Source organism: Pseudanabaena sp. CCNP1317 (genome assembly GCF_034931345.1).
Lineage (GTDB): Bacteria > Cyanobacteriota > Cyanobacteriia > Pseudanabaenales > Pseudanabaenaceae > Pseudanabaena > Pseudanabaena galeata.
The window spans coordinates 1-24533 of sequence record NZ_JAYGIF010000109.1 but is presented as its reverse complement, the minus strand read 5'-3'; the positions used below and the strand labels follow the sequence as shown (position 1 = coordinate 24533).

Below are 24533 nucleotides of genomic sequence, written 5' to 3'. Positions count from 1 at the left end.
TTTATGAAATTATTTGGTACAGATGGTATTCGCGGTCATGTTGGGAGTTTTCTGACGGCTCCACTGGCGCTTGAGGTTGGGATTAGTGCAGGCAAAATTTTAAAAGAGCGAGTTGAGCTTGATCAGTCCATCAATCAGACCAAGAGAGCAAATGTAATTGCGATCGGGCAAGACTCGCGGACATCGGGCGACATGCTCTCATCGGCAATTTCCGCAGGGTTAACGGCGGCGGGTTGGGATGTTTGGCATATTGGACTATGTCCTACACCTGCGATCGCCTACTTGACGGCTAATTCTCCTGAAATATTTGGCGGTGTAATGATTTCGGCGAGCCATAATCCACCTGAAGATAACGGTATTAAGTTCTTTGGTGATAATGGGGCAAAGCTTTGTGGCGAAACTCAACAGGCGATCGAAGTTTTGCTCGAATCACGGCTTCATGCTGATCTGGTTAATTCCTCTACGGATTGGGGCAAGTATCACGAAAAGGCGCATTTAATTTCTGATTATCAAGAGTCTTTGCAATCCTCGATCGCTACGGATTTAAGCGGTTTGAAAGTAGTATTGGATCTAGCCTATGGTTCAGCAACTCGCGTTTCCCTAGAAGTATTTCGTAACTTGGGCGCAGAGGTAATTTGCTTACACCAAGAACCCGATGGCGATCGCATTAATGTTAATTGCGGCTCTACCCATCTCGAACCATTACGGGCAGCCGTGAAAGAGCATCAGGCAGATATGGGCTTTGCCTTTGATGGTGATGCCGATCGCGTCTTAGCCGTCGATAGCAATGGACGTGTGGTTGATGGTGATTACATTTTGTACCTGTGGGGACAGGAGTTATTAGAAAACAATCAACTACCCGATAGTGCGATCGTCACCACCGTGATGGCAAATCTTGGCTTTGAACGGGCATGGCAAAAACTTGGCGGTAACTTAGTCCGCACCGACGTAGGCGATCAATATGTCCATGCCGAAATGGTGCGATCGGGTGCAATGCTCGGCGGCGAACAGTCAGGACATGTCCTATGTCGTCATTATGCCGTCAGCGGTGATGGGTTACTTGCCGCATTGCACCTTGCGGCTCTTGCTAAACAAAAAGCACCTTTAGCCGAACTTATGGATCAGAGCTTTCATCCTTATCCGCAGTTGCTCAAGAATGTCCGTGTCGAAGATCGGGAGTTGCGACGCAATTGGCAGACCTGTGATGCATTAGTGCAAGCGATCGCTTTAGCCGAACAGGATTTAGGCGATCGGGGTCGGATTCTAGTCAGAGCCTCTGGTACAGAGCCGTTGATGCGCGTCATGGTGGAGGCTGAGACTCTTGATTTGGCACAGCATTGGACAAATAGTTTGACAGGACTCATCGCAAAGCAGTTTGTCAAAGCTTAAAAAGCTATAGCGCACGCTGCGCGTGCGCTATAGCTTTTATAGTAAAATCTTGAGTCAAACCAAGTATTTTAGATAGTTTTTTTAAAACTTTCTAGTGGAGGGCTAGCCTGATGCGTCAAGCCCAAGAATTCATAGATCGTCCTGATAACTTACTGGCTGAGATCATGGATAGCTTTGATGATCTCATCTGGTCGTTGGCTTTGCCCAATCTCACGGCGCTATATTTTAATGCTGCGGCTGCCAAAATTTATCAATGCTCCTGTAATGATTTGCTGGACAATGGCTATCTATGGCTGGATCTGATTGCCATTGATGATCAGCCGAAAATGCAACAGGCGATCGCCCAAGCCCAACAAACAGGATCATCCCAACTTACCTATCGTATTCAGCCGCTTAATGGAGAGGTGCGTTATCTTTCGGCGCGTTTAAAAATATTTAAAGATGCTTCAGGATTGCCCATTCGCTTAGATGCGATCGCTCAGGAAATTAGCGCCATGGGCGATCGCCAAAACTCGGATTACGCAATCCAAGATCTCACCAATAATCTTCAGCAAACTAATAAAAAACTCTATGTAGAAGGGGTAATCTTCCAAAGTGAGAGCAACTATCGCCAGATCGTAGAACAACAAAGTGATCTAATTTTGCGATCGCTTGCGGATACTACGATTACCTTTGCCAATGAAGCTTTATGTCGGATGCTGGGAGGTCATCTAGAGGATTTGATTGGTAAAAGATGGATTGATTTTGCAGATCCCGATGACTTGCAAAATGTTTTGTATGGTTTGTCAACTCTCTGTCCCGCCCAATCTAGCTTTATTGCGATAAATCGCGATCGCCGTGCTAATAACCAAATTGGTTGGACACAATGGATTAATCAAGGGATTTTTAACGCCCAAGGAGAACTAGTTGAGATTCAATCCGTAGGACGAGATATCACAACTCTCAAATTATCAGAACTAGCCCTCAAACAACTAAACGAAGAGTTGGAAATGCGGATTGAGCAACGCACGGCGGATTTGCGCGAAAGTGAAGCGCGTAAACTGGCAATTATCCATGCGCTACCCGACCTCTTACTACTGCTCAAGCCTGATGGAACTTGTGTGCAGTGCATCATGCCATCGACCGATGACAAGTCGAAATATGTACCTATTAAGCATCACATTTCTGAAGTTTTATCTCCAGAAACCCTAGCGGCTCAACTGCAACTGTATGAGAAGGCGATCGCAACAAGGGAAGTCCAAATCTACGATCAGCAACTAACTAAGTTTGGCAAAACTGTATATGAAGAGGTGCGGATCGCGCCCTACTGTGAAGATGAGCTATTGGTAATTGTGCGTGATGTGACCGATCGGCAAATAATCGAGCAACAACTTCAAAATGTGACTGATCGCTTGACCCTAGCCCTAAAGTCAGCCGCGATCGGTATTTGGGAATGGGATATTGTGAACAATAGTCTCTTTTGGGATGAGCGCACCTATGAACTTTATGGAGTTAATCCTGATCAAGCTGCCGATGCCTATTTAGCTTGGGCAAGTCGAGTACATCCTAGCGATCGCCCATTGACCGAAGCGGCTGTACAAAAAGCTCTAAATGGTGAACAAGACTATGAACCCGAATTTCGGATTGTCCTGCCCGATGGCAACCTTCGCTATCTCAAAGCCTTTGCTTTGGTGCAGCGTAACGATCAAGGTGAACCTCAACGCTTGATTGGCATTAACTTAGATATTACGGCGCAAAAGTTAGCCGAAGAGCAATTAATCAAAAGTGATACTCACCTCAAAACTGCTCAACGAATTGGCAAACTAGGCAGTTGGGAATATGAGATTAATACAGGGAAAATCACATGGTCTGATGAAGTTTTTCGTATTTATGGAATTGAGCCTAGTCCTCATCCCCCAAGCTACGATCAACTGCAACGGTATATTCACCCCGATGATTGGGAACATTTTGACAATACTGTCCAAACTGCGGTGCAATTGCAACAATCCTACGATCTTGAGCATCGGATCATTCAACCCAATGGCTCATTGATCTATGTGCTGGCTAGGGGTGAAATGATTTATGACAGTTCAGGTCAACTGACTCGCATTATTGGTACGGCTATGGATGTTACCGCTCAAAAGCTTTCCGAAGCCAAAATCATCCAAACAGCTAACCAATTAGCTAATACCAATCGCGAATTAGAATCCTTTAGTTATTCTGTCTCCCATGATCTCCGAGCGCCATTGCGTCATATGCATGGATTTGTTAATGCTCTACAACAACGCCTGAAAACCCATGAAGCTCTGAACGATCCTAAAGTAGCCCACTATCTCCAAGTGATTGAGAGCAGTAGCCAAAAGATGGCTCATCTGATCGATGGACTACTTACACTCTCTCGTTATGGACGGAGACCTCTAGAGGCAACTGAGATCTCCATCCGCACCCTAGTTGATGAAGCGATCGAGATCCTTTGTACTGATCCTCACCACAATCCGTTAGCCAAATTTGCGATCGGTGACTTACCGACTACTGTTGGCGATCCTACACTTCTACAACAAGTTTTCCACAACCTGATTAGCAATGCCCTAAAATTTAGCCGTAACCAACCTCAACCTCTTATCCAAATTGATAGCTTGCCAGATCAAACCATTAGAATTAAAGATAATGGTGTGGGCTTTCAAATGGAATATGCGGATAAACTCTTTGGAGCTTTTCAAAGATTGCATAATGAAAGAGAGTTTGAAGGTACGGGTATTGGCTTAGCGATCGTGCAACGGATTGTTCAACGTCATGGCGGCTCAATTTGGGCTGAAGGATATCCTGATCAAGGAGCCACCTTTTTTATAAAACTCTAGAACTATGCGGCGCAACGCGCCACATATAGGAATTTTCATTTTACCTACGACAAAATGAAAATCCAAAATCCTTACTCTAAGACCTCATTTAACGTGAGTTCGATATAGCCATTTGCGGCGTGCTTCGCACGCCGCAAATGGCGAAAAATGGTAAGAATCGCTTAGCGATTCTTACCATTTTTCGCTTTCGTCGAACTGACGTTCATTTAAGAATCACATGCTACTTAAAATCTCGTTTAAAACTCTAGGTGTCTAGCCCCCTAAGTCCCCCCAGAATTGGCTTCCGTGTACACACAAGTCTCAATACCCCCTTTAATTCCTCCTTGCAAAGGGGGGAAACTAGAAATCTTGTTCCCTCCCCTTTGCAAGGGGAGGGTTAGGGTGGGGTAATTGATGAGATTAGCAAATTTCTGTAGTTGTGTGTACACGGTAGCCAGAATGGGGGGGCTAGGGGGGGGCTAAAACTAAAATTCTTAAATGGTTTCTTATTGTTTTTTGTTTTATAGCTATAGTCACTTACATGAGGACAAATCAAAACCAAAGAAGCGAGTGGCGGTGCTTCGCACCGCCACTCGTCCAAGAATGGTGACAGCCATACAAATGAGTACGCCCAAACCTGCAAAACGCAATAGTTCTAGTAATTCTTATGGTCTAAATATATGGAACCCACCCAAATTCTGCTTGTTGAAGATGATCCTAATGATGTTGAATTAATCCAAATTGCTTTAGACAGCTATAACTTTGTCAATCAAATAAATGTAGTCTCAGATGGGGAACAGGCGATCCATTATCTATTTGGGCGCGATGGGCAACCACCTACTCAGCCATTGCCTAGGCTAGTGCTTTTAGACCTAAAACTGCCGAAAATCAATGGTATTCAAGTTTTAGAAATGATTCGTCAATCTCCGCGTACCCGTAATATTGTGGTTGTAGTCATGACCTCATCAGGCGAGAACCGAGATTTAAAAGCTTGTTACGACCTAGGTGTTAACAGTTATATTGTCAAACCTTTAGATTTTCAACAGTTTGTAGAAATGTCACAAAAAGTAGGATTTTACTGGATGATGCTAAATCAGATACCGCCAGTTGATCAATAATTTTTCAGCAATGTTCATAATGAGAACGATTTTTATAATGGGAATTGCTGATAATTGCTATATATCAACGCAAGAGATAGCTATGACAAATCAAACCCAAAAAGATGAGAGGCGGCGCGAAGCGCCGCCTCTCATCTTTTTGGGTTTATGTCCTAAGCAAACGTGAGTTCGATATAGCCATTTACGGCGTGATTCGCACGCCGCAAATGGCGAAAAATGGTAAAAATCACTAAGCGATTCTTACCATTGCTTCTTCACCTTGGTTAACTATTTTGAATGAGGAACTACCAATGTAAAAAAATACACCCGCACCAATTACAAAGCTAAAAAATAAGTCCATAATGTTTTTCCATCGTTGCTTGAACTCTCGTTAATAATAGCGCGATCGCTCTACGCGAGGCGATCAGCAAAAGTAACCTATGGATTCCCAGATCCCCGACTTTTTTTATGACACGCAAAAGTTATCCGTGCTAACAAAGAAAAAGTCGGGGATCTTTAGGATTGTCTATGAACCGAAAACTTTGCTGATGGTTTCAACGATTTTGGTAATAGTGGGAATAGTGTCAATAATGCGCTTTAAGGCTCTAATTGCTTTACTAGCAAGGGTTGATTTTTCTTCGGGTTTGTCGCTCAGGGCAATTTGGGCAAGTTCTTCCACCTTTTCTAGTGCATCGGCTTTGTCTTCATCAGTAAGCTCTTTTTCTGCGCTAATTGCTTCTTGCAGTTGAGTTAAGAGAGTCTTGATATCAGGACTCTCACCAGTATTTTGAAATGGTATTTGATTAATTGCATTAGTGACATTGCCTTTGATTTTGCCGAGATTAACTACGCTATTAGTGATATCTCTTGCTGTAAAAGTGACGGGACTTTGATCTGTCATTGCTTTCGCCTCTGTGGTTGTAATTACTGTAACATCACCTTTCTTTGACTCAGCTAAAGCAAAGTACATATCTTTCATAGTCTCAATAGTGCGATCTTTCTCCTCTAATAACTGAGATTGATGTTTTGCTTCAATTTCCTTTAGTTTGGTTTCGTAACCACTATCAAAACTGCGTTCAACTTGACCTTTATCCGTATCTTCTGGAACGGCAACCGTTAATTCAACATCTTGACCTTTTTTCTTGATCACTTGGATGTCGTCAGGATTTATGTCTGGATATTTTTTTGTAAGTTTTTCCCATGCGGCGATGAAGGCTTCGCGGTTGATACCGTTGCGGATGAGTAGTTGCACGACGTTGAGAGTTTCGCTGTAGCGTTTGGTAAAGTCACCTGCTGCAAATTCTTTGTCAGGATCGTGGGGGCGGCGTTCTCGACTGCCCTTGGCGTTGGGATGCTCTAGCTCGAAGACAAAGCGACAATCGACATCATCTAGTTTGGTGGTGTGGTCATAGCTCCAACCTTCTAGACAAACACCTGTCATTTGTGCGCCTGTGAAATCTGTCCCAATGGCTTGAGTTTCGGTAAGGTTTACCCATTCGAGATTTGCATTACGGAAACTTGCTTCGCTGAGGATGGCGCGTTTGAAGTTGACTTTTTCTAAATAAACTTCGTCAAGGTTTGCACCGCGCAAGTTTAAGCCTTCGTAGGATTTGCTTTGGTTGGGTTTGCCTGTAACTAATAATTCGCGTACTTCGGGGTTTGCTAAAATTGATGTACCTAAACGCGATCTCTCTAATTTTTTAGCTTGCTGCCAAAGAGTACGAGTTAAATTTGTAGTCTGCTTGCGAGAATTGCGAAAGTCACTGCTTTTCAAATTTGCTTCTATAAAGTGGGCATCCGTTAAATCTGCACCGCGAAAACCTGTCCCACCAACTGATGTAGCTGCTGCAACAAACTTCATTACTAGGTCAAATTTAGTATCCCCTCTTAATGCACGCGATGCGGCATAAATGCTTATTAGTACCAAAATCAAAACAAAAGTCCAGTTCCAAATTAGATTAATACCCCCAATACTATTGACTGCGAACAATAAAGCTAAAAACCAACCCAAAATAACAGTTATAGCCTCATCCAAAGTCCAACCCATTGCTACGGTCATAGTCATGGTTACAGTTGCAACTCCAGCCATGACCACAGCCCCTGATATACCAATAGCCCCAACCAAAAATACACCCATGGATGTCACCATCAGATTGGCTGAAAACCCATTTATAGTCCCGACTAAAAATAAAGTCAAAGCTACAGTCACAACTACAGTGCTAAAGGCTTTTGTAGTAAAGCCTTGCTGAATAATGGCAAAAAACATCATAGTGATAACAAAGACTATGATTGATATGCTAAAAATGCTTCTAGATATTTCAGTGAAGGGATTATAGAAATTGGATACCCAGTTTCCCGCATAAGTAGCGAAAAGCCCCGAAATGATGGACATTATAAATTCAGTAATTACCTGTAATGTTAACCAGCATTTTGTTACCCCCGTTTCAACGTTCGTGAAATTTGCCCCTCTCAAAATCGCATCAGTGAAATCTGCACCCCTAAGATCCGCGCCGCTAAAGTCTGAACCTGAGAGATTTTCTCCCTTAAACGATCGCCCTCGCAAATTTTGACCAGCATAGTTTTTCGCCTTAGAGGTCATAGCCTTAAAACTTCCAGAAATTTGGATTAATTTTACGATGACTCTTCAAAATTTTCTGCCAAATTTACAACCCGTAGCGCACTAGACAAATGACTTATACTCGAAAAATATAGTTACATCAGACTAACGATGACAACCCTAACAGTCACCCTAACCGAAGCCTTGACTCTGTATCTGCAAGAGCAAATAGCATCAGGATATTACACCAACGCCAATGACTACATTCAATCCTTAATTCAGCAAGATCGATCACGCAAACAATACCTTGAACCACTCATTCTCGAAGGTATCGCTTCAGGAGCGCCAACCCCCATGACGAACGACGATTGGAATGAAATCCGTCAATCAGTCCGCAACAATTACAATGATCGCACTCAAAATAGCTAATAACCAATGGCTAACATCAGCAAACGCCCGATCGTAATTCAGGACTTAATTGCCCATGCAACCAATATTAGTCTGGAAAATCTTGATGCAAGCGATCAATTTCTCTACTCTGCGGAAGCCACATTTAATGTTATTGGTCAGTTCCCAGCGATCGGCAGACTTAGTAACTTCAGCCATCCACAACTAACTCAAGTTCGCCAGTACCAAATTAAAGGGTTTACAAAATACATCATTTTTTATCTGATTCAATCTCCTGAAACTGTTGAAATCCTTCGGGTTCTACATGGCGCTCAAGATCTCGAATCTATACTTACCGAATAGCAAGTAGCTACTTAGCTACTTGCTATCAGATATTAGACCTCAATGCCTAATGATGCTAGGCGATCGCGCAATTTTTGCGCCTCTAATTCAGCAAGTCTTGCTCGTTCTTCCGCAGATTCTGCTCGTTGCTGGGCATCAGCGACCCGTTGAGTTTGTGTTTGCAAAGCTGCAAATAGCTCACTGGGGATTAAGAGCTTTTCACCATTATCTTGGCGATAGAAATTAATCAGAGAGCCTTCAATTTCGAGGCGCAATCCTAAAACTTGACTTAAGCCATCAGCGATCGCCTCATAAACCAGTGAATCTTCTTCCTTTTTTGGCAGATTAGCTTGACGACGATAGCCGCGTAATTTTTCGGGAATCCATTCACCTTTAGGATCGAAAAGCCAATATTCTAAAACCCCAATACTTTCATAAAGCTCCCGCTTTTTCAATTGGTCGTGAGCTTGAGTACTTTCTGAAGTCATCTCAAAAATTATGCTGGGTATTTTGCCTGTTTCCCAAATTTTGTAATTGTCATAGGGCTGTTGCGGAATATCAAAAATCACCATCACATCAGGCGCAACTCGCAATCTGGAAAAACCCTGCGCGTAATATAAAAATTGATCTGCAAGGACAACAGGCGATCGCTCAGAAAAATTTTCTGCTAAATAATTGCGTAAAACGGCAACGGTCTCAATAATCGCGTCGTTCATCTTAGTGGTAACTCAAACAATGCGATCGCACTAACAGCAGGGGACTTTTAAAGATATTTTTTAATTATAGCGATCGCCGCAAATATAGCTAGGAGGTAGCTCTCTGCGCTGCCTCCTAGCTAATTATAGAGATCTCCGATCAACGCCGTAAATATACTTAGTCACGATGCGATCGCTGAAAATGCTAACGTATTAATATAAATTTACAATTCTTCAAGCCTTGTCTTTAGTGGCTTATTCCTGATGGCTAAATGTGTAATTAATCGCCGAGCCGAATTTTCTGCTAGTCATCGTTACTGGCTACCCGAAATTCCAGACGAGGAAAATCAAGCCAAATTTGGCTTATGTACAAACTTTCCACCCCACGGTCATAACTACGTTTTGTATGTTGGGATGCAAGGCGAAATTGACAACACTGGCATGGTACTTAACCTCTCAGATGTCAAACACACGATCGCCCGTGAAGTTACGACTCAATTAAATTTTTCCTATCTTAACCAAGCATGGGAAGAGTTTCAGCAGACTCTCCCTACCACTGAAAATATTGCCCGTGTGATCTGGCAGCGTTTAGCGCCGCACCTACCACTGGTAAATATCCGCTTATACGAACATCCTGAACTCTGGGCTGATTATCAAGGTAATGACATGCAAGCAAATTTAACAATTAGCACTCACTTTTCTGCGGCTCATCGCCTCGCTCTAGATACCCTCTCTCTCGAAGAAAACACAGAAATTTATGGCAAATGCGCTCGTGTGAATGGTCATGGGCATAATTACCATTTGGATGTCTCCATTTCTGGCGAAATCGACCCACGCACTGGCATGATTGCCGATCTAAGTGAGTTTCAAAAAGCTTTAGATCAGTATGTACTTGATCCAATGGATCACACATTCCTGAATAAAGATATTCCTTACTTTGCGGAAGTTGTGCCAACAGCTGAAAATATTGCAGTCTATATTCAAAAAGTTTTGACTCAGCCAATTCGCGACATCGGCGCAAAGTTGCACAGTATTAAGTTGATTGAAAGCCCTAATAACTCCTGTGAAGTTTACGGCGAATATCAACTCTCAAACATTGAGCATTCATTGGAAGAAGCTTTGGCTAAGGCTGCCTAATCAAATGAGCGATGTCAAGCATCGCTCATCCCCAAAGAACCAGTTAAAAAATATTTCATCATGTCTGACGTAAATGTTTCGGCAATTAAAAGTGAGCCAGAAGAAGAAATCGTTATCGATCGCCTTGAGTTAGATAAGGTAATCACAAGGCTAACTAATACCCTCGAAGATGGTATCAAAAATGAAATTAAGCGCGGATTGTTGCATTTGTCAGCTAGCGATCGCCATTTGTTACTCGTCGCATCTGACATGGTGCAGAAATCGAAAAAATTTCCTAATTACAAATTGACCTTTTATCACAAAGGCATGGGCGAAGGTACAAACACCTGTGCTGTCACCTTTACAGAATTATAGGTAAGCATCCAGTAAGGGAATGATTACGAAGCTGAAGCCAACCGCACAGGATGCAGTTCTCGGCGGTCAAGTACCACCGCCGCTCGGTGCTGTTGTGTTAGGCGGTTTGGAAGGGGTAAAACGCAGATTAAGTAGCCCTGCGATCGCGCCAAGAATTGCCGCTTTGAGAGAAGCCCTCAACTATGGCGCAACGGGTTTGGAATTGATTTTACGGGGTCTAGAAGATGAATCGCTCAAAGTACAGCGCACGGCTCTATTATTACTCTGGCGCAGACCTGAATCGCATATTCGTCAAGCTTTAGCTAACTATAGTCAATATCATCTATTTGATATTGTTGATACTTTGCAAGGTCATGCCGAGGCGATCGCTACACTTGCTTTATCGGCTAATGGCAGGATTTTATATAGTGCTGGTGCAGACTTCACGATCAAGGTTTGGGACTTAGGAAAAGATCGAACTCAACATCGACAGATTGGCACAATTCGCGGACACAATCATATTGTTACGTCCATTGCCCTCAGTGCGAATGGTCGCATACTAGTCAGTGGTAGTCGTGATAAAACGATCAAACTTTGGGATGCGCGATCGGGAAAGGAACTGCTGACATTGACAGGACATATCGGCTATGTCAATTCAGTAGCAATTACGCCCGATGGCAAAACGTTAGTTACAGGCAGTCAAGACACCACGATTAAACTTTGGGATATCAGAACAGGCACAGAAATTCGTACCCTCAGAGGTCACACCAGTTTGGTGGATTCCGTTGCTCTGAGTCCTGATGGTAAGGCGATCGCCAGTTGCAGTTGGGACACAACGATTCGGGTATGGGATTTAATTTCGGGCAAGCAACGTTGGGAATTTATCGGACACTCAGCGCGAGTTCTATCATTTGCGATCAGTCCCGATGGACGCACCCTTGTCAGTGGTAGTCTCGACACTCGTATCAAAGTCTGGGATTTGCAAACAGGTAAAGCGATTCGCACCTTAGAAGGGCATTGGGGCTGGGTGAAGTCGCTGGTTATTAGTCGTGATGGTAAAACCTTGATTAGTGCCAGTTATAAAGAAATCCGCGTGTGGAATTTAGAAACAGGTGAACAAATTCAAGCCCTTAATGGACATATCAACCTGATCAATGCGATCGCCCTTAGTCAAGATGGACAAACTCTAGTCAGTGGCGGCGAAGACTGCAATATTCATGTATGGAGCGTCCCTTAACATAATCTTTAGGCAAGGTATGAATTGCATATGTTAAGTAGGCAAGTGTTAAGTTGTCTGTTATCTAACTACTTACACAATGTAAGTAGTTAGATAATTCAGATTCAGATCGGAATTTATGAGCGCTTTCGTCCAAAGATATACAGGGTTAGACGTACCAAAGGCGAAGTTAACACAAACCAGAGCAGGATTATTTCAATTGGAGTTGTATCGTGCGTTGGAATAATGGGCTTAGACGATTGGACAGACTCAACAGAACAAATTTTTTTTGTTTGGCTATGTTGAGGAAATACTTGAATTTTAAAACGTTCTGAAACGTAGCGGATTTCCCAGCCTGTTTGGGCAACATCAAAGATATGTTTAATCGATAGCTTTGGTTTCGATTTTTTGTTCATGAGTTTAGTCACAAAATTAATTGGTCAAACTCATTTTTCTTGTAGTTTCTCAAGTGCCATCAATAGTTGAGATTTTAGCGATCGATTAACTGATGTTGCCTTTCAAGAACTCAAACGCCTTAAATAAATCGCTCTCTGCTGGTTCGTGTCGCTCAGGTTTCTTTTCAAAGTGGTATGACACCCAACGAACATTTTTACTTTCAATGCTTGTATAAAAATACACTGCGTCAGGATCTTCAAAGAATTTTATGAATGGTAGTAACTCAACAGGCTGGGTTTGGCTTGAATGAACCAAGTACAGTTTTTTCTTGTCAAGAGCAATCAGTGACCTGATTTCAACCTCCCTAAATGGCGATTTAGCCCCAACAAGTTCTTTGACGGTGAAAGTAAAAACACCTTCTTCAAACTCACCTTGTTTAGCCGAAATAACTTTTGCGTCTTCAAAGCCATCTGCAATATATTTTCTCAACTCATTTAAATTTTGTTCAAGATCAGCAACTCTGTTCTTAATTTCTTCTTCACCAGCAATTCCTCCATGCCCCTTCCAACGATTGCGATATTGACAAACATCATTAAGAATACGTCCTATGTCTTTGCTAGTAAGCATATTTAGAAAAGCTGAATCTGGATTTCCATAAATTTGTTTACAAAAGTCTTGTGTATTTTTATCTGCGTTAAGATACGTTCTTGTCTCCTTTGCAAGGCTTGAAGTTAGATTATTCCAACTACCAAATGTTGCTTTCAGATACCAGTCCTTGAATTTTTCGTCTTTATTGATCCATTTATGACATTCTTGAGTATAGAAATCTTGGTTTTTGACTAATGCACTCAACATGATCATCGAGAAAAATTCTGATAATGCTTCAAAAAAATGAAAAAGATGTTCAACTTTTCTTCCATTGTCTTTTGTAGCGTGGTAACGCCATAAAATGGAAGAAAGCGGAAAAGGTAAGGTTTCAATCCAATCTTCAAGCTTGTCTTCTGTATTAATATTTTTGATTTCTTTAGAGATTGACTTATAATTTTTGGGGTGTTTCCATAGAGATTGTTTTAATTCTTCTAAATGAGAAGAAAATTTGTCAATTTTTTTGTTGATCTCACCTATTTCAGATTGCATTTCTATATTTGGCAAGTACAAAGGACAATTAAGTACTTGATAAGAGTTTAAGATTTCCTTAACTACAGTACGCTGTCTTAGTTTTTGACCAGTATAACTATTCAAATAGTTTGCAACATAAATAGAATTTGCTTTTGATTCATCAAGCTGAATTTGATATCCAGAATCTGACTCCACATCTATTTCTGATGGATTAGCAACTATATGGCTTTTAAAGTTTGACAAATAAATTGAATTCGGTAGATATTCAAATTGATTCTTTTGTTTCTTATCTAGTTTGTTAATAGACAGTATTATTTCACCTAAATCAACTACTGGATTTCCAATGCGCTCAGATAATCTTTGTATCTCATCTTCTAAAATTAAATCTTGAACTGAACTAAATTTTTTTATGTCAACAAAACATCCCAGTTGAATTTCTTTGCCTTTTTTGCAATGTATGTAGTTGTCAAATATAGCTTTATTAAGTTTTTCTTCACTTGATATCTCCGCAACAAAAGTATTTTCTCTTAATTGCTTAGTGAGAACAATGATAATTGCATTAACGCCAGCACGCGGGCGAAATATTCCATTTGGGGTGGCAAAAACTGCATCTACAAACAACCCAAGCTTGCTTAAAATTTCTTTGTTTTTGTCAACAAATAGAAAGGACGGAGATGTCAGAAAAACCCCCTTTCCTGTTTCATTTAAAAGTAATGATGATTGCATTATTGTGGCAAAGCCAAGATCGGTAGGTAGTGAAACTCCATCAATCTCTATCCTTTCTTTTCGTCTTACACAAAATGGCGTAAAGGAAGTAACCAAATCAAATTTTGCTCCGACATATTGTAGCTCTTTTGAAATATCACCTAAATGAATTTTAGTTTTGTTATTTGGGGAAAATGTATTGATGATTTCAATTATTGGTTCGTTTAAGCAATAAGCTATTGTCTGTCCAAAATCAAAAAAGTTGCAAGGCGATGAAGGGGTAATCCAAGGATCTAGGTGTGACTTAGGGTTAACAGATTTTGCAATTTCGTTGATGAAATTAAAAACGTAAAGTGGCGGGACAAAACTTTCGTTGTCGCGTGACAAAAGTTGAATAGATTTTTCATCATCTAAAATACTATCAAGGGTTTCCATTCCCTTCGTGGCTGCGATGAGTTCTAGCATTTTGCCATCACCCATTACGAAATTACTTGTTGCTCTTAGCTTGTCAAGCTTTTTCCAAATCTTTTGTTTGATTTCTGATTCGTTAATCATTTTTTAACCTACCTAATTTATTTAGTTACTGCGTAACCGTTGAATCTGGCGATCGCTTTGTTGCGCCCATGTAATGTTTTTTTGCTGATTAAAAAATGCTTGCGCCTGAATAAAAGATTGAATCGCCTCTTGCTTCTGTCCAGCCCTTACCTGCGCCACCCCAAGCGTATAAAAAGCCTCCGCATAGTTTTTACGGAATTGCAAAGCATTACGCAGTTGCCCGATCGCCTTTTCAGTCTGACCTTGAATTAATAAAGCTGCCCCCAAATTGTAATAAGCCTCTGCATATTCAGGATTTAGTTGTAGCGCCTTGGCATAGTAGGTGATCGCCTTTTGGAGATCACCCTGAGCTTGAATTAATAGCCCTAAGTTATAGATCGTTTCAGGCGCTTGAGGATTTAGCTTGAGAGCTTGATTGAGATTGGAGATCGCATTATTAATGTCTTTTTTTTCTTTAAAGGCTAGACCGAGATTGTAATAAGCTACTGAGAGTTTTGGATCAAGACGAACTGCTCTTTGTAAATTGGGAATTGCTTGGGTCGGATCACCCGACTGCAATTGCGCCGCACCTAAATTACTGTAAGCGATCGCAAACTTCGGATCGAGTCTGGTAGCCCGTTGAAAAGAATAAATAGCCTCTTTGAGCTTGCCTCCCTGCACATAGGCTAGACCGAGGTTGTAATGTGCAGCAGTAAGCTCAGGATTTTTCTTGATCGCCGCCCGAAAAATTACCACCGCCCCTTCTAAATTCCCCAAACGCACATAGGCATTACCACGCTCCAAAAGCTGATCGGCAGTTTCGTTAGGTGGGACAACAACCTGTTGCTGAAACTGTACTTTTTTGGCTGGAGTTTCACGCAGTTGGGCGATCGCCACATCTGCACACACCCCAACGATTAAGACCGACGCGACAACTCCCAAAACTGGTTTCATAATCTTTTCTGGTCTGAATTCTTGATAAAGAATGTTAAATTGAGAAAGCTAAATTTGAGTAATAAATTAGCGATCGCTACTCAGCCCTAAGCTTTATACAGCGATTTGAGTTCCAACCCAAACCAAGAAATTTTTTGAAATAATTGCTTTGCAACCCTTTTAAAAAATTTCTTGGGGATTGTTCGATCGGTAATTGCTGTAAGTAAGCTTCACAAATACAAGTCCTGTAAACATGATTCTCGTTATCGACAATTACGACAGCTTTACCTATAACCTTGTACAGTACCTTGGGGAATTATTGCCTGAATTCCCCACATTAGGGGAAATTATAGTTAAGCGAAATGACGAAATAAGCATCGAAGAAGTCAAGCAACTTCGCCCCGCAGGAGTCGTAATTTCACCAGGTCCCGGTCGTCCCGAAGAAGCGGGCGTATCTCTAGATATTATTCGGGAAATGGACGCAACCACTCCGATCTTAGGCGTATGTCTCGGACATCAGAGTATGGGTTTGATGTATGGCGGCAAAGTTGTCTCCGCGCCTTACTTAATGCATGGCAAGACCTCACAAATCTATCATACGGGAGTCGGTATTTTGGCAGGACTAGCCAACCCATTTACCGCAACTCGATATCATAGTCTGGTGATTGATCGCCACAATTGCCCAGATATACTTGAAGTTACAGCATGGACTGAAGATGACATAATCATGGGAGTCCGACACAAGCAATATCCTCACGTTCAAGGTGTACAATTCCACCCCGAAAGTATCTTGACTGAGGCAGGTAAAGACTTGCTGAGAAACTTCCTCAAAGGATTGAGCGTCACAGTCTAATACCTAAAGTATCGTGGTGGGGCATTCCTCACGCAACCCAAAAAATACTCAATTAACTAAACAACATGCGCCGCAGACAAATTCTTCGACTCGCCCAAGGTGGACTAATCTCAGCATTTACCGCAGGAATCATCGCTGACGCAGCCAACTCGCAGACTAATTCAACCCTAAGACTTCAGTGGTTGGGACATTTATCTTTTTTAATCTCAGGGGATAATGTCCGTTTTTTAACACATCCTTTCCGTCCTGCTGGTTGTACAGCCAAATTAACCTCTCCTACGGCAAAATCTGACTATATTTTAATTAGCTCACGATTATTAGATGAAGGATATTTAGAAAATCTTCCCAAGGATACACGAGTTTTGTCTGAGCCAGGTTCTTACAATCTGAAGGGGATTAATCTTCAAGGCATTACGATGGATCATGATCGCATCGGTGGTCGTAGATTTGGTCGGAATGTGGCATGGCGCTGGAAACAATCGGGTATTTTTATCTTGCATTTAGGTGGAGCCGCCGCACCAATCACAGCTTCTCAAAGAATTTTGATGGGTCGTCCCGATGTTTTGATCTTGCCCATTGGCGGTAATCCTCAAGGCACTGATCCAATGCAACTAAAAGCTTATTCCCCAGCCGAAGCAAGGGCGATCGTCCAAGAACTTAATCCCCGCATTGTCATCCCCACTTATTACCGTACTGACAAATCTAGTAATTCTTGTCAATTGGCATCCGTAGATGATTTCCTCGCCCTTATGCCCCCCGACACAGTGCGTAAACTCGAAGGCTCAACGCTAGAGCTGAATGCTAATAGCCTGCCGCAAACTACGGTAGTGCGCATTCTCAAATCATAAACAGCTAACTAAGCCTGATAAATGAACTCACCGCGCAGCGGTGAGTTCATTTATCAGGCTTTTATTGCCATAAAACAAGGAGACTTGCTAAGCAAGCCTCCTTGTTTATGGCGATACTCTCACGATAGTTCCTACGGTTACTTGGCTAAACAGTTCTCGGACATCTTCGTTATACATACGGATACAACCATGGGAAGCCGCTTGCCCCACTGAGGCTCGGTTAGGAGTGCCATGAAAACCAGACCACTCTTTACCATTTGTCCAAAAGCCAATCCAGCGATCGCCTAGAGGATTGTTAGGATCTCTACTCGGAATTACAGCACCTGTAAAGGGATTTTGCCAAGCAGGATACTCAATCGTTTGTAAAACCCGATGATTGCCGATTGGGGTACTCCAGCCTTCTTTCCCCACTGCTACAGGATAGGTCTTCAAAGGTATTTCCCCGTGAAAGGCAGTAACCTTGCGCTTGCTGATGCTAACTTCAAGGCGTGTCACCTGCATCAGTTCCCGATCCCACAGTTGTCGATTGGGATTAATTGTATAGAGAGAGCTTAGTGCTGGCAATTTCTTTTGATAAGCAAGAGCTTGATAAAGCAAGACGGCTAGTTCACTCTTAGTAATCGCATTAGTAGGCGCAAGAATCCTTGGATCGGGATAGTTAGTGACTAAACCTCGTTGAGTAAGTGTAGCGATCGCAGGGATAGCATAGTCAGGGACTTTTAAAGCATCACGATACATTGATAGCAAATATGTTTGCGGTGTTTTGTGAGCTTTGCTATTGAGGTTGAGTTCACGGGCGATCGCCACTAAGACCTCGGCTTTGGTGGCAGGCTCATTTAAGCGCGTTGTAATCTTGGGAACATTGCGATTAGCAAAGGCAATCTCTAATAAGTTGGCAAGTTCAGCACGGGTAATAGAGCGATTGGGCTGAAATTGGCTATTTGTATCAGAATTCACTAAAGCATCTTTTAAAGCTGTCTGTGACAATAACCCTTCAACAAACAATCGTGACCAATGATTTTGTAAATCGATGAATAAAAAGCGCTTGGGATTAGATGAATTACTTTTAGTGTCTAGATTTTTTGCCCAAGTAAGATCATTTTGAGGATTCCCACTGAGTGAAATAAAAGTAAATATATTGGCAGCGATAATGACGCGCACAAAAGAAGATAAAAGATTTTGCGATCGCATCCCCATAATTTCCAATTACTATTGCGCTTAGATTTGACTGAATTATCCAAAGTAGCTATGCAGTTTAGCATATTCCTCGAAGCTCATATATAGGGTAACAGAGTAACGATATCCATAGGTTTACCTTGCCTTAAACTCCTCACGCTAAAGTTAGAGCTATCGTCAATCCTCACGAAATTAACTTTAGAAAGTTATCAAAAACATGACCATTAAACGCAGAGATTTCCTAACTTTTATCGGTGGAATTGGCGGAGCAATGTTATTGGACGTAGGATCTCGCGATTGCTCAGTCTCCAAATTTTCTATGCCTTTTATGGGAGCTGAAGGAAACAGTGAAGCGCTAGCCGCAACATCTTCTTCACAGTTAAACTTTAAACCGATTAAAGGACCAATGCCATTGATAACTGATGCGATTGCACCGTCAAAACAGAGTCAATTTTATAGAACTTTTGAAGTAGCTGACGATCTAGTTTTACCTGAAGGATTTGTCTATGATGTCATTGCCGCATGGGGCGACCCAGTGGGTGACTCGCGTTTTGGCTATAACAATGACTATTTATCTCTTATTGAAACAAGCGCGAATGAAGGATATCTAACTGTCAATTTTGAATATATTAGTAGTATTCCTTGGGAGCAGTCCTACGCAAAGGTTATTGGCAAAAATTTACCATTCGATGAAGTTGACTCAGCCCTTAAAGCTCTCGGTACTAAGGATATCGATGCATGGTCTTTAGCCGCAAATGATCCTCTCAAAGCCAAAATTGAGTTGATCTCCAAAGAAGCACTGATTGATTTGGGAATTGGTATAATTTCTGTACGTCGAACCTCTGAAGGTAAATGGGTGCGAACAAATTCCAAAGCCGATCGCCGCATTACTGGCATCTCAGGTTTAGATGATGGTCGCTATCTCAAGACAACTGGTCCCGCTACCATAATTTTTCGCAAAGAGAAGGGTTTAGGCTACACCGATAAAATCGGTGATCTCATTATCGGCACATTTAACAATTGTGCGGGTGGTACAACCCCTTGGGGAACTGTATTTAGCGCCGAAGAGAATTTTCAAGATTTTGTACCAGAACCAGTAATGCCTGATGGAACTTCCCTCGATCCGAGCAAGAAGAAATTCATTAAAGACAGTGGTGATCTCAATGGTGTTGCCAATGTGTTTGGCTTAGCAGGTAACAAATACGGCTGGATGGTAGAAATTGACCCTGCTAATCCTGAGGATTATGGCACAAAGCACACTTGGCTAGGTCGCTATCGCCATGAAGCGGTAGGCATTCGCGCCGAAGCTGACAAGCCACTGGTATTTTATTCGGGTTGCGATCGCCGTGGAGGACACCTTTATAAATTTGTTAGCAAAGGGCTTGTTAACGATCCTAAAGACAAGAGGAATTCTCAACTTTTGGAATCAGGAATGCTCTACGCGGCTAAGTTTAATGCGGATGGTACGGGTAGCTGGATAGCTTTAGAACCTTCTACCCCAATCAATCCACATAGATTAGATGTCCTTGCTGGGAAAATGTTGCCTCTTCCCCAAAGACCCGCAGGTGGCATTTTCCGAGCAACTAAAGAAGAGGAGATTTCGGAATTTAAGTCCAAGTTCAAAACCTTGGGTGATTTGTATGTAGGTAGCGATCGCGAAAAGCAAGGCGCAATTTTAATCGATGCTCACTATGCGGCTAATGCTATTGGCGCAACCTGTGCCGCACGTCCTGAAGACACTAAAGTAGCCACCGATGGTTCTTTATTTATTACTTTTACATCAGGTGCTGCTAGTAATAGCGATGGTAGTCCAGATTTGAGAATCTTTAAAGGTGCTGATGGCAAAGCTTACGAATATGGCTGGATCATGCGTTTAAACGAGCAGGAAAATCAACCCAATGCGATGAACTTCCAATGGTCTATGATTGCTACAGGTGGCGAACCTACGGAGGGAGGTCTAGGTTTTGCAAATCCCGATAACTTAGCGATTGATCGCAGTGGCCATCTCTGGATGGTTACCGACATATCAACTGACAAGTATAACCTCGCGATTCCTAGTCGCAAAGACAAGTCTGGGAAATGTGTTAGTCAATCAGACTTGCGCGGACTTTACGGTAACAGTTCTATCTGGTTTTTACCAACATCTGGAGCTGATATTGGGAAGGCTTTTCTATTTGGATTCGGTCCAATGGAATGTGAAACCACAGGACCATTTTTCTCTAGCGATCAGCAGACGTTATTCTTAGCAGTGCAGCACCCTGGGGAAATTAGAGGCACTCGCAAAGATATGGCATTTGAATCTCGTCAATTTGCGATGCGAACCACAGATGGCAAAGAGTTTATGCAAACTCGTAAAGTTCCCATCGGCTCCAACTGGCCCTCCCTCAAGCCTAATGATTCACCAAAACCAGCAGTAGTTGCCATTCGCAAAATTAGCAATAGCTCGATCTAATGTGTATTAAGGGTTCGCATAAGCGAACCCTTAATACACAACACAAAATGGCGTAGCCATTTTGTGTTGTTAACGTCAGTTCGACGAAAGCGAAAAATGGTAAGAATCGCTAAGCGATTCTTACCATTTTTCGCCATTTGCGGCGTGCGAAGCACGCCGCAAATGGCTATATTGAACTCACGTTAAAACAAATAAACTCAATAATCGAGTGGTGGCGCTTCGCGCCACCACTCGATTATTGAGTTTATTTGTTTTGATATTGGACTAAGTTAATAACTGATGTTACGTAGAATAAAGATCGCCATACTGTTTCTATGTCATCTTAAAAGAGGCTTTGGAGACCAAATCCCTCCATATTGGTTGTAGGGCTTGGTCTCCAAGCCCTATTCTCAGCGTTCCATGTAACATCAGCTAATAATATATTTTTGCCATTCGTCATGATTTCCCGATCGCAGATATTTCGTCACCTCGAAATGCAAACCACTGTGGGGACGACGTGGCTGCTTGCGTAGTGGCATCGAAGCTTCCTTAGGGGTACGATTGCCTTTTTTGACATTACAACGGACACAAGCGGTAATAATATTGTCCCAACTATCACCACCACCACGCGATCGCGGCAAAACGTGATCGAGCGTCAAATCATCACCTGTATGTCCACAGTACTGACAGGAATGAGCATCACGGTGGAGAATATTACGACGGGTAAGCGGAATTTCTTTGTAGGGAATGCTGATATATTGCAGCATTCGGATCACCGTGGGTAATGGCATCCCAGGATAAATCATCTTGCCATTATGTTCTACTTGCTCAGCCTTGCCTTTTATAACCAACACAATAGCTCGCTGCCAATTTGTAATGTTCAGCGGTTCATAGGATGCATTTAGTACAAGGACTTTTGCCATTACCATCAAGAGAACTTACAAGAGATGCTACCACAGGTAGCCAAAAATCAGCTAGATAATTATCTAGCTGATTACTCAGGACTTGTAGAAATTGATGGACATCGGGGATCATGTAATAAGGCTTTATCAGGATGGCGCGGGAACCAGAAAGCAGTGCGCTTGCAGAATTCCACCAGCATCAACATTACAGGTACTTCGATCAATACTCCTACCACTGTAGCTAGAGCCGCCCCTGAGTTTAAGCCAAATAGAACAACTGCTGTGGCGATCGCCACTTCAAAGTGATTACTAGCGCCGATCATTGCCGCAGGAGCCGAGTCTTCATAGTCCATACCCAATTTTAGAGCCGCAACATAGCTGATCGTAAAAATAAAGATGGTTTGGATAAATAGCGGCACGGCGATCAGGAGAATATGCAGAGGATTTTTAACAATTACTTCTCCCTTGAAAGCAAAGAGAATAATCAGAGTGGTCAGTAAAGCGATCGTGGCAACGGGAGATAGCGCCTTCAAAAATTTCTGCTCAAACCATTTCTTGCCTTTGCTTTTAATCACCCAGTAGCGGCTATAAATGCCAGCAAATAGAGGTAGCGCCACATAAATTAAAACTGAGAGAACCATCGTCTGCCAAGGCACAATAAAATCACTGGCGCGTAATAGCCAATTACCAAGGGGAGCATAGAGCAATAACATCGTTAAGGAGTTAACCGCCACCATGATCAGAGTCAAAACCTGATTACCATAGGACAGATATCCCCACATCATCACCATTGCTGTGCAGGGGGCAATTCCCAATAAAATTGCACCTGCAATGTAGGAATCAGCAAGGGCAACTTCGGCTCCTCGTAGGATTTCTGTACCTGCGATCAAGGGGCGAAATATGGTTCCCAAAAAGAAGGTGGCAAAGGCAACCATTGTGAAGGGTTTGATGAGCCAATTGACTACGAGGGTAAGGATGACAGGCTTGGGGGTGCGAAGAGCGTTTTTAGCTTGGGTAAAGTCAATTTTCACCATGATCGGATACATCATGAAGAATAGACAAATGGCGATTGGTACTGACACTTCATAAATGCTCATCGCATCTAGGGATTTAGTGACATCAGGAAAGATCCGACCGATCGCGATGCCGATCACAATGCAAAGGGCGACCCAAACGGTCAGGTACTTTTCAAAAAAGCTCAGTCCTGAGCCAACAGACGATTGTTGTTGATGGAAATTATGTGTATTTATAATCGTTTACCTGATGAAATTTAGTAGAGTAGCAGCGTATTAAAAATGTAACCCACTGTAATAATTCCCACAGTGGTCAGCCCTATGAATATAAATAGAAGTTGTGGCAATAATACCCTTTTGAGAATGATCATCTGAGGCAAAGATAGCGCTGTTACTGCCATCGTGAAGGATAGCACCGTTCCCAAAGGCATTCCTTTATTTACCAAAGCCTCAGCAATGGGAAGTACACCCGCAACATTGGTATAGAGTGGCACACCAATCAAGGTTGCGATTAGGACTGCAAAAGGATTATCGCGCCCCGCCCACTGAGTGATTAGCTCCGTTGGCGCGTAGCCATGAATGCCAGCACCGATCGCAATCCCAATCACCACATAAAGCCATACTGATTTTAAGATTTCTGTGGTCTGAAATTGTGCTTCGGAAATTCTCTCTTTCCATGAAATTACAGGGCTAAAGGATTCGTCTTCTGTTTCAACCTCACCTGTTTGGCAAAGCTGTTGCATTTTTATAATTGATGGCTCCACCCACTTTTCTAGCTTGAAGTTGCCAATGATAAAACCTGCCAAAATTGCCAAGCTAACACCAAACCCAACATAGATTAAAGTTGCTTGTAGTCCAAATAGACTCCACAACAAGAAAATGGCAACTGCATCCACCATCGGCGCGGAAATCAAATAGGAGAAGGTGACCCCAAGCGGGACACCCGCCCGCAAAAATCCAATAAATAGCGGTACTGCCGAACAGGAGCAGAAAGGTGTAATTGCTCCCAACATCGCCGCCATTATATTTCCTGCAAATGTGCGTTTGCCCTCAAGGAAGTGGCGCACCTTTTCAGGAGACATAAAGCTTTGGAGAGTGCCAATCACAAAGCTAATCACCGCCAGCAAGGTCAATACTTTCGGCACATCATAGAAGAAAAAATGCAAGCTGGAACCAAGGGGGGATTTTACCGATATTCCCATTAATCCCGATACAATCTGCGTGGCTAACCAATCAAAGGGATAGAAGGGATCGAACATGATTTCCCCCTCTAATTTTGTAATAGCGGTTGGATCTGTTCGACACTGATTAAACCTTTGCCGACAACTTTGCCATTAACGGCGATCGCGGGAGTTGTCATTACACCGCGCATGGAAATCTCCACAGGATCGGTAATATGCAAAACTTCTGCCGTAAGATTCAGGTTTGTCACTGCTTGTTTTGCATTTTTCTCTAGCTGTTGGCATTTCTTACAACCCGTACCCAAAATTTCAATTTTGACCGTATCCATTACTTACTCCTAATTATATATACTTTAGACGGTCAGAACTTGAGCTTTGAGAAAATGGGATAATCGGCTAAAGAATTTAATACTGCCGCCAAAATTAATTCATGATTACAATCGAATTTTCAGAAGACGAGAAGAAAAAACTAC

At 42.4% G+C, this 24533-nt stretch carries 20 protein-coding genes; 11 read left to right on the top strand and 9 right to left on the bottom strand.

What is annotated here, in order from left to right; translation table 11 throughout:
• Nucleotides 1–3 precede the first annotated feature (3 nt).
• The 3 genes from glmM (at nt 4) to VB775_RS20075 (ending at nt 5323) form a co-directional block, all read left to right on the top strand.
• On the top strand, nt 4–1389 hold the full coding sequence (gene glmM, locus VB775_RS20085; RefSeq protein WP_281006677.1) for a phosphoglucosamine mutase: 1386 nt from the start codon (nt 4–6) through the stop codon (nt 1387–1389).
• 110 nt (nt 1390–1499) lie between these two features.
• Nucleotides 1500–4226: a PAS domain-containing protein gene (locus tag VB775_RS20080; RefSeq protein ID WP_281006678.1), complete on the top strand. Its 2727-nt coding sequence runs from the start codon at nt 1500–1502 to the stop codon at nt 4224–4226.
• A gap of 659 nt (nt 4227–4885) precedes the next feature.
• Complete coding sequence (locus tag VB775_RS20075) at nt 4886–5323, top strand: response regulator (protein ID WP_281006679.1); 438 nt, start codon at nt 4886–4888, stop codon at nt 5321–5323.
• Nucleotides 5324–5828: 505 nt separating this feature from the next.
• Here the strand turns inward: VB775_RS20075 and VB775_RS20070 are convergent.
• Nucleotides 5829–7901: a pentapeptide repeat-containing protein gene (locus VB775_RS20070; protein ID WP_281006680.1), complete on the bottom strand. Its 2073-nt coding sequence runs from the start codon at nt 7899–7901 to the stop codon at nt 5829–5831.
• Between the two features lie 129 nt (nt 7902–8030).
• Here VB775_RS20070 and VB775_RS20065 point away from each other — a divergent pair, with 129 nt between their 5' ends.
• Both VB775_RS20065 and VB775_RS20060 read left to right on the top strand, forming a co-directional pair.
• On the top strand, nt 8031–8288 hold the full coding sequence (locus VB775_RS20065) for a ribbon-helix-helix domain-containing protein (protein WP_281006681.1): 258 nt from the start codon (nt 8031–8033) through the stop codon (nt 8286–8288).
• A gap of 6 nt (nt 8289–8294) precedes the next feature.
• Nucleotides 8295–8609: a type II toxin-antitoxin system RelE/ParE family toxin gene (locus VB775_RS20060; RefSeq protein WP_281006682.1), complete on the top strand. Its 315-nt coding sequence runs from the start codon at nt 8295–8297 to the stop codon at nt 8607–8609.
• Nucleotides 8610–8641: 32 nt separating this feature from the next.
• Here the strand turns inward: VB775_RS20060 and VB775_RS20055 are convergent, their stop codons facing one another.
• Nucleotides 8642–9304 (bottom strand): Uma2 family endonuclease, encoded by a 663-nt coding sequence (locus tag VB775_RS20055; RefSeq protein ID WP_281006683.1) that lies wholly within the window; start codon nt 9302–9304, stop codon nt 8642–8644.
• Nucleotides 9305–9547: 243 nt separating this feature from the next.
• On the opposite strand from VB775_RS20055, the gene VB775_RS20050 reads away from it, so the two are divergent.
• The 3 genes from VB775_RS20050 to VB775_RS20040 are packed head-to-tail and all read left to right on the top strand — an operon-like array spanning nt 9548 to nt 11990.
• Complete coding sequence (locus VB775_RS20050) at nt 9548–10420, top strand: 6-carboxytetrahydropterin synthase (protein WP_281006684.1); 873 nt, start codon at nt 9548–9550, stop codon at nt 10418–10420.
• Between the two features lie 60 nt (nt 10421–10480).
• Nucleotides 10481–10774, top strand: coding sequence for a hypothetical protein (locus VB775_RS20045; protein ID WP_281006685.1), 294 nt, complete (start codon nt 10481–10483; stop codon nt 10772–10774).
• Nucleotides 10775–10793: 19 nt separating this feature from the next.
• The gene (locus tag VB775_RS20040) at nt 10794–11990 is read left to right on the top strand and encodes a WD40 repeat domain-containing protein (RefSeq protein ID WP_281006686.1); all 1197 of its coding nucleotides are present in this window, start codon (nt 10794–10796) and stop codon (nt 11988–11990) included.
• Between the two features lie 480 nt (nt 11991–12470).
• Here the strand turns inward: VB775_RS20040 and VB775_RS20035 are convergent, their stop codons facing one another.
• Complete coding sequence (locus VB775_RS20035) at nt 12471–14744, bottom strand: hypothetical protein (protein ID WP_281006688.1); 2274 nt, start codon at nt 14742–14744, stop codon at nt 12471–12473.
• Nucleotides 14745–14765: 21 nt separating this feature from the next.
• Nucleotides 14766–15677, bottom strand: coding sequence for a tetratricopeptide repeat protein (locus VB775_RS20030; protein WP_281006689.1), 912 nt, complete (start codon nt 15675–15677; stop codon nt 14766–14768).
• Nucleotides 15678–15909: 232 nt separating this feature from the next.
• On the opposite strand from VB775_RS20030, the gene VB775_RS20025 reads away from it, so the two are divergent.
• Both VB775_RS20025 and VB775_RS20020 read left to right on the top strand, forming a co-directional pair.
• Nucleotides 15910–16509, top strand: coding sequence for an anthranilate synthase component II (locus tag VB775_RS20025; protein ID WP_281006690.1), 600 nt, complete (start codon nt 15910–15912; stop codon nt 16507–16509).
• Between the two features lie 65 nt (nt 16510–16574).
• The gene (locus VB775_RS20020) at nt 16575–17357 is read left to right on the top strand and encodes an MBL fold metallo-hydrolase (protein WP_281006691.1); all 783 of its coding nucleotides are present in this window, start codon (nt 16575–16577) and stop codon (nt 17355–17357) included.
• Nucleotides 17358–17462: 105 nt separating this feature from the next.
• Here VB775_RS20020 and VB775_RS20015 read toward each other — a convergent pair whose 3' ends face one another.
• Complete coding sequence (locus tag VB775_RS20015; protein WP_281006692.1) at nt 17463–18554, bottom strand: L,D-transpeptidase family protein; 1092 nt, start codon at nt 18552–18554, stop codon at nt 17463–17465.
• A gap of 196 nt (nt 18555–18750) precedes the next feature.
• Here VB775_RS20015 and VB775_RS20010 point away from each other — a divergent pair, with 196 nt between their 5' ends.
• Nucleotides 18751–20985: a PhoX family protein gene (locus VB775_RS20010; protein ID WP_281006693.1), complete on the top strand. Its 2235-nt coding sequence runs from the start codon at nt 18751–18753 to the stop codon at nt 20983–20985.
• Between the two features lie 407 nt (nt 20986–21392).
• Here the strand turns inward: VB775_RS20010 and VB775_RS20005 are convergent, their stop codons facing one another.
• From VB775_RS20005 to VB775_RS19990, 4 genes are all read right to left on the bottom strand, one after another.
• A complete protein-coding gene (locus VB775_RS20005; protein ID WP_281006694.1) occupies nt 21393–21887 on the bottom strand; it encodes an HNH endonuclease in 495 nt (164 codons plus the stop codon).
• Nucleotides 21888–21958: 71 nt separating this feature from the next.
• Nucleotides 21959–23119 (bottom strand): ACR3 family arsenite efflux transporter, encoded by a 1161-nt coding sequence (gene arsB, locus VB775_RS20000; RefSeq protein ID WP_342593579.1) that lies wholly within the window; start codon nt 23117–23119, stop codon nt 21959–21961.
• 17 nt (nt 23120–23136) lie between these two features.
• A complete protein-coding gene (locus tag VB775_RS19995; protein ID WP_281006695.1) occupies nt 23137–24138 on the bottom strand; it encodes a permease in 1002 nt (333 codons plus the stop codon).
• Between the two features lie 11 nt (nt 24139–24149).
• Entirely contained in the window at nt 24150–24389 is a 240-nt protein-coding gene (locus VB775_RS19990; protein ID WP_281006696.1) for a thioredoxin family protein, read from the bottom strand.
• Nucleotides 24390–24533 lie beyond the last annotated feature (144 nt).

Coding starts and splice junctions, on each gene's coding strand:
- VB775_RS20025 (WP_281006690.1), top strand. CDS start 15,910: ATGATTCTCGTTATCGACAATTACGACAGCTTTACCTATAACCTTGTA.
- VB775_RS20075 (WP_281006679.1), top strand. CDS start 4,886: ATGGAACCCACCCAAATTCTGCTTGTTGAAGATGATCCTAATGATGTT.
- VB775_RS20010 (WP_281006693.1), top strand. CDS start 18,751: ATGACCATTAAACGCAGAGATTTCCTAACTTTTATCGGTGGAATTGGC.
- VB775_RS20055 (WP_281006683.1), bottom strand. CDS start 9,304: ATGAACGACGCGATTATTGAGACCGTTGCCGTTTTACGCAATTATTTA.
- VB775_RS20035 (WP_281006688.1), bottom strand. CDS start 14,744: ATGATTAACGAATCAGAAATCAAACAAAAGATTTGGAAAAAGCTTGAC.
- VB775_RS20065 (WP_281006681.1), top strand. CDS start 8,031: ATGACAACCCTAACAGTCACCCTAACCGAAGCCTTGACTCTGTATCTG.
- VB775_RS20005 (WP_281006694.1), bottom strand. CDS start 21,887: ATGGCAAAAGTCCTTGTACTAAATGCATCCTATGAACCGCTGAACATT.
- VB775_RS20020 (WP_281006691.1), top strand. CDS start 16,575: ATGCGCCGCAGACAAATTCTTCGACTCGCCCAAGGTGGACTAATCTCA.
- VB775_RS20060 (WP_281006682.1), top strand. CDS start 8,295: ATGGCTAACATCAGCAAACGCCCGATCGTAATTCAGGACTTAATTGCC.
- VB775_RS20070 (WP_281006680.1), bottom strand. CDS start 7,901: ATGACCTCTAAGGCGAAAAACTATGCTGGTCAAAATTTGCGAGGGCGA.
- VB775_RS20015 (WP_281006692.1), bottom strand. CDS start 18,554: ATGGGGATGCGATCGCAAAATCTTTTATCTTCTTTTGTGCGCGTCATT.
- VB775_RS20045 (WP_281006685.1), top strand. CDS start 10,481: ATGTCTGACGTAAATGTTTCGGCAATTAAAAGTGAGCCAGAAGAAGAA.
- VB775_RS20080 (WP_281006678.1), top strand. CDS start 1,500: ATGCGTCAAGCCCAAGAATTCATAGATCGTCCTGATAACTTACTGGCT.
- VB775_RS19995 (WP_281006695.1), bottom strand. CDS start 24,138: ATGTTCGATCCCTTCTATCCCTTTGATTGGTTAGCCACGCAGATTGTA.
- VB775_RS20040 (WP_281006686.1), top strand. CDS start 10,794: ATGATTACGAAGCTGAAGCCAACCGCACAGGATGCAGTTCTCGGCGGT.
- VB775_RS19990 (WP_281006696.1), bottom strand. CDS start 24,389: ATGGATACGGTCAAAATTGAAATTTTGGGTACGGGTTGTAAGAAATGC.
- glmM (WP_281006677.1), top strand. CDS start 4: ATGAAATTATTTGGTACAGATGGTATTCGCGGTCATGTTGGGAGTTTT.
- VB775_RS20050 (WP_281006684.1), top strand. CDS start 9,548: ATGGCTAAATGTGTAATTAATCGCCGAGCCGAATTTTCTGCTAGTCAT.
- VB775_RS20030 (WP_281006689.1), bottom strand. CDS start 15,677: ATGAAACCAGTTTTGGGAGTTGTCGCGTCGGTCTTAATCGTTGGGGTG.